Below are 4,013 nucleotides of genomic sequence, written 5' to 3'. Positions count from 1 at the left end.
GAAGATATGTTTCAACGGCAGGGTTAACTTCAAGGCTGGAAAAGGACAGCCGTTTACACAAAATTATTGACGGTCCCGCATATTCATCGTCGTCCACGTGCTGCACCGGAATCTCTTTTCCAAGCACTTCCCCAAGCACGCCAACGAGCTCGTCCTGGGTGTACGGGCGGCCGGAAAGCTCATAGACCGACTGCTGTGTTCCCTCTCCTGCGAGGGCGGCGGCCGCTGCCTCCGCATAATCGAGCTGCAGTGCCCATCCGACCCGGCCGTTGCCGGCAGCAGTAACCCACGGCGCTCCGTTCATGGCTCCCTGAATGCCCGGCACTTCGTTTTCAAGGTACCAGTTGTTACGCAAAAACGCATACGGTATGCCGGTTTCAATGATCGCATTTTCAGCGGCTCTGTGCGGCGGCGCCAAAAACATCGTGCTGCTTTCCGCATGGCCGATGCTTGTGTAGGCAATAAAGGAAACACCCGCCCGGGCCGCTGCTTCCACCGCGTTCGTGTGCTGGCGGACTCTTGTGTCGTTGTCCCCGTCGGTCGAAATAATCAGCAGACGGTCCACCCCGGCAAACGCTTCGTCCAGACTTGCTGGATCATCAAAATCCCCGCGCCGCACATCCACGCCCGCTTCCTTCAGATCGTTTGCCTTATCCGGATTCCGGACGCTGACAGCCAGCTCCCCGGCCGGCATTTTCTTCAGCATTGCCTGCATCACCTGGGATCCTAATTTTCCTGTTGCTCCCGTTACTAGTGCTTTCATTTGTCATTCCTCCATTTCTGTTGTTAATTATAACCAAAATAGTTACATGCAGTACAACAAAACGACTGATCTTAATCAATTTTGCCGCAGCTATCCCAATGTTAAAACAGCGAGCGCTGCGAGAAACAACGCATAGCTGCTGTAAATGGAAAGTTTCCGCACCCGGCTGTTTGAAATAAAGCTGACCGCTGTCAGTACACCCGCAAAGCCCAGCACCATAAGCATGATAAGCATTTTCTTCCCCCTCGGGCTGCCCGGTTCGCAGCTGTTTGTCTTCTATTTAAACGGGGCGCCTGTACCGGAGCGATACATAATCTTCGTCTTCCGTGTTTGCATACCCGGTACGCTCTCCTTCGTACGTAAAGCCCTTCGCTTCATAAAACGGAATCGCCAGCTGGTTGTCCTTCTGCACAGACGCCCACTGCTCCGCCGAGCCCCAACTCTTTTGCTGGCTCGTCACCGCACTGAGCAGCATCGTGCCAATCCCTTCATTCCGGCGGTCGGGGTCCAGATACAGCACGTACAGTTCGGATTCCTTCTCCCCTGTCATACCGCCGCCCGCAGCACCTACTACCGTTCCATTTTCCACAGCTGCAAAATAGCTTCCCCAGTCGGAGCTTGTATGCTTCACCTCGCCCAGCACTCTGGGTACATTATAAAACTCCCGGCACGCCCGCTCGAGATAATCATCACTGTAAAGCCCCCGGTACGTGGCCCACGTAGCTGTCGTACAGACAGAAATGATGCCGGAAACGTGCGACGGCCCGGCCTGTTCGATATGTATCATCTTTTTTCCTCCGGCGCAGCGATTTTGTTAGAGCCTTTCACTCTATCTCTTTCACATTTTAAACGTTTTGTTCGTCTTTTAATATATGTTCCAAATGAAATTTAGAAACAAAAAAATCCCCTCCAGCTCTGGAGAGGATTTTTGCTTTGTGCTATTGATTAGTCGACTACTGTTACTTCAACGTCCTGACGGCCGAAGGAATAAGCGTCGGATTTCGTCGGCACATGGACGTCCATGCGGTCGCCGTTAATTGCACCGCCTGTATCAGCTGCTGTATAAGTGCCCATGCCTTCGATTTTCACTGTGGAACCGAGCGGGATAACGTCCGGGTCAACAGCCACTACGTTCGCATTAGGATTTTCGTTTAAGTTTTTGCCAGTGGCAGTAATACCACTGCAGCCGGCGCAATCAGCCGTGTATGCCGTAGCTTCCATCGTCATTGTTTCGCCTTCACTGCTGCTGTCGGAAGACTCAGAAGTCGATTCGCCTGCTACTTCTTCGCTGGACTCACTGGAAGAATCAGAAGATCCGCCAAGTGCTGCCTGTGTTTCCGGTCCGGCTACGCCGAAGTAGTCGCCCGCAGAAGAAGAGATGCCGTTGTCTGCCTGAAAGTCTTTTACTGCGCTTTCAGTTCTTGGTCCGAACGTAGATCCGGTATTGCCGCTGAAGTAGCCTTTTTCTTTCAGCGTGTCCTGAAGCTCTGCAACAGAAGAGTTAACGTCTCCTTTTTCCATTTGACCGTGGTCGCTGATGGATGCGTCTGCTGCCTGTGGTGCTCCGAATACTACGCCTGCTGTAACTGCTGTTCCAAATAATGTTTTTTTCATCATATTGATTCAACCTCCGAGGTAAAGATATTTTTTCGTCCTAAAGACGATGCCCAATGAACTGTTTGCCTATATGATTACTTACCTTTACGTCACTATTGCATAGATAGGTTGATTGTTTAAATGTAGTTAATTGCTGAATTACTTATGTGCTTTCTCTCAAACACAACGCTTCCGATTATGACTCGGGGGCTTAAAAATATCAACAGCATTAATTCAGATGTAATCTCCTCTTAATAAACTTTCTTTTTATGTAAAAAAAGCAGGCCTAATGGCCTGCTTAGAAGCTTCATAAAAATATAAACAGCGGTTTAACCACCAGAATTTGTCACAGAATATTACAATCAGATTACCACCTTCAAAATGAAGGTAGGAAATACCTCTTGATTCCAAGCGTTTAATGCGGTGATGTCAGCATTTCCAGCACGTTCAAGGGCGAAAACGAATTTTTACATTTTGTCTGTAATATTTCTATTGAATATCGATTTGTTTTTTATTTACGGACCGTTTTTCCTTTTTTGGAAGCTGCAGCTTCAGTACGCCGTTTTCAAAAGAAGCCTGGATATCGTCATCCTTAACATTCTCAAGTGTTATGCGCCGGCGGAATTCGCCGTAGCTGCGTTCTCTGTGCACGTAGTCGTCATGGTCAATGTCCTGCTTTTCCTCCCGCTTCGCACTTATCGAAAGCACCGGTGCTTCATATTCCACCCGGATATCTTCCTTGCGAAAGCCAGGGAGCTCCGCTTCAACTACGTATTCTTTGTTGTCCTCTTCGCGAACGTCCAGCTTAAATTTGTTCATGTCCTGAAGGGGCTCCAAAAACCGGTCATTCAGCAAATCTCCAAATCCAAAACCACGGGACAAGTCCGGGAAAAACCCACGATTGCGGCGATTAGGGGTTAAATCTGCCATCATGCATTCCTCCTTGTTCGAAGTAAAGGTGTTTTCATTATTAATTATATACGCTCATTATGGATATTAAACCGTTTTTCGCAAAAAAAATTTTAGAAAAAACACCCATCCCGGCGACAGGGAAGGATGCTTCAGAACCACTACTTTTTCAGCTTTTTAGGCAGCTTGCCTTTCGCCTTTTTCTTGAGTTGCTTTTTCTTTTTAGCCAGCTTTTTTGGTGTGCTTTTCTTTTTGTTTAAAATGTAACGCGGTTTTTTCGTTTTTTTCTTTTTGTCTTTTTTCTTGCCTTTATCATCGTCGTCCGGCTTCAGGCCTTTTTTGATTTTACGTGTGATAAGCGGAAGAGATCCGCCAATAAGACTGCCTGTGGCCACCCATCCGTATCCATTACTTTGCTTACTGCTATTCTTGTTTTCCTCTGCCATATAATCATCTCCTTTAATCGTTCCATCAGCTGCAGGCGTTTGTCGCTGAATCAATATTTCTGCTGACTGTTAATCGCTCATACATATATGTTTTCCGAACTATTAATATTTCAAACAAATTTTCACAATAAAATGCTTTTCCGCCTCTGTACCAGGAATAAATATAGATATTTTATTTAATTTTTAAAGTTAGGGCTTCCGTTTTTCCCTCTAAAACTTCCTCTCTCTTTTGTTGCGGGTTTACTAACAATTATTTCCATTAACGATAAAAAAGAGACAGAATCCCCGTAGATACGGTA

At 47.0% G+C, this 4,013-nt stretch carries 6 protein-coding genes; all 6 read right to left on the bottom strand.

Annotation, left to right across the window (positions count from 1 at the left end; translation table 11 throughout):
- Positions 1 to 763, bottom strand: a 763-nt coding sequence (locus ACTTK7_RS17100; protein ID WP_462869306.1) for an NAD(P)H-binding protein, incomplete at its 3' end; no start/stop codon positions are given.
- A 90-nt stretch (positions 764 to 853) separates the two neighbouring features.
- Positions 854 to 997: a hypothetical protein gene (locus ACTTK7_RS17095; protein ID WP_462869305.1), complete on the bottom strand. Its 144-nt coding sequence runs from the start codon at positions 995 to 997 to the stop codon at positions 854 to 856.
- Positions 998 to 1,043: 46 nt separating this feature from the next.
- Entirely contained in the window at positions 1,044 to 1,550 is a 507-nt protein-coding gene (locus tag ACTTK7_RS17090) for a GNAT family N-acetyltransferase (protein WP_462869304.1), read from the bottom strand.
- Positions 1,551 to 1,708: 158 nt separating this feature from the next.
- Positions 1,709 to 2,380 carry a 3D domain-containing protein gene (locus ACTTK7_RS17085; RefSeq protein ID WP_462869303.1) on the bottom strand — a complete coding sequence of 224 codons (672 nt, stop codon included), beginning with the start codon at positions 2,378 to 2,380 and terminating at the stop codon, positions 1,709 to 1,711.
- Between the two features lie 468 nt (positions 2,381 to 2,848).
- Positions 2,849 to 3,289, bottom strand: a complete 441-nt coding sequence (locus ACTTK7_RS17080) for an Hsp20/alpha crystallin family protein (RefSeq protein ID WP_462869302.1) — start codon at positions 3,287 to 3,289, stop codon at positions 2,849 to 2,851.
- Positions 3,290 to 3,429: 140 nt separating this feature from the next.
- Entirely contained in the window at positions 3,430 to 3,714 is a 285-nt protein-coding gene (locus tag ACTTK7_RS17075) for a hypothetical protein (RefSeq protein ID WP_462869301.1), read from the bottom strand.
- Positions 3,715 to 4,013 lie beyond the last annotated feature (299 nt).

It is taken from the genome of Marinococcus tarijensis (assembly GCF_054971385.1).
The sequence above is the reverse complement of the archived record's forward strand: the minus strand, read 5'-3'. Positions and strand labels throughout refer to the sequence as shown.

Coding starts and splice junctions, on each gene's coding strand:
- ACTTK7_RS17075 (WP_462869301.1), bottom strand. CDS start 3,714: ATGGCAGAGGAAAACAAGAATAGCAGTAAGCAAAGTAATGGATACGGA.
- ACTTK7_RS17085 (WP_462869303.1), bottom strand. CDS start 2,380: ATGATGAAAAAAACATTATTTGGAACAGCAGTTACAGCAGGCGTAGTA.
- ACTTK7_RS17080 (WP_462869302.1), bottom strand. CDS start 3,289: ATGGCAGATTTAACCCCTAATCGCCGCAATCGTGGGTTTTTCCCGGAC.
- ACTTK7_RS17095 (WP_462869305.1), bottom strand. CDS start 997: ATGCTTATCATGCTTATGGTGCTGGGCTTTGCGGGTGTACTGACAGCG.
- ACTTK7_RS17090 (WP_462869304.1), bottom strand. CDS start 1,550: ATGATACATATCGAACAGGCCGGGCCGTCGCACGTTTCCGGCATCATT.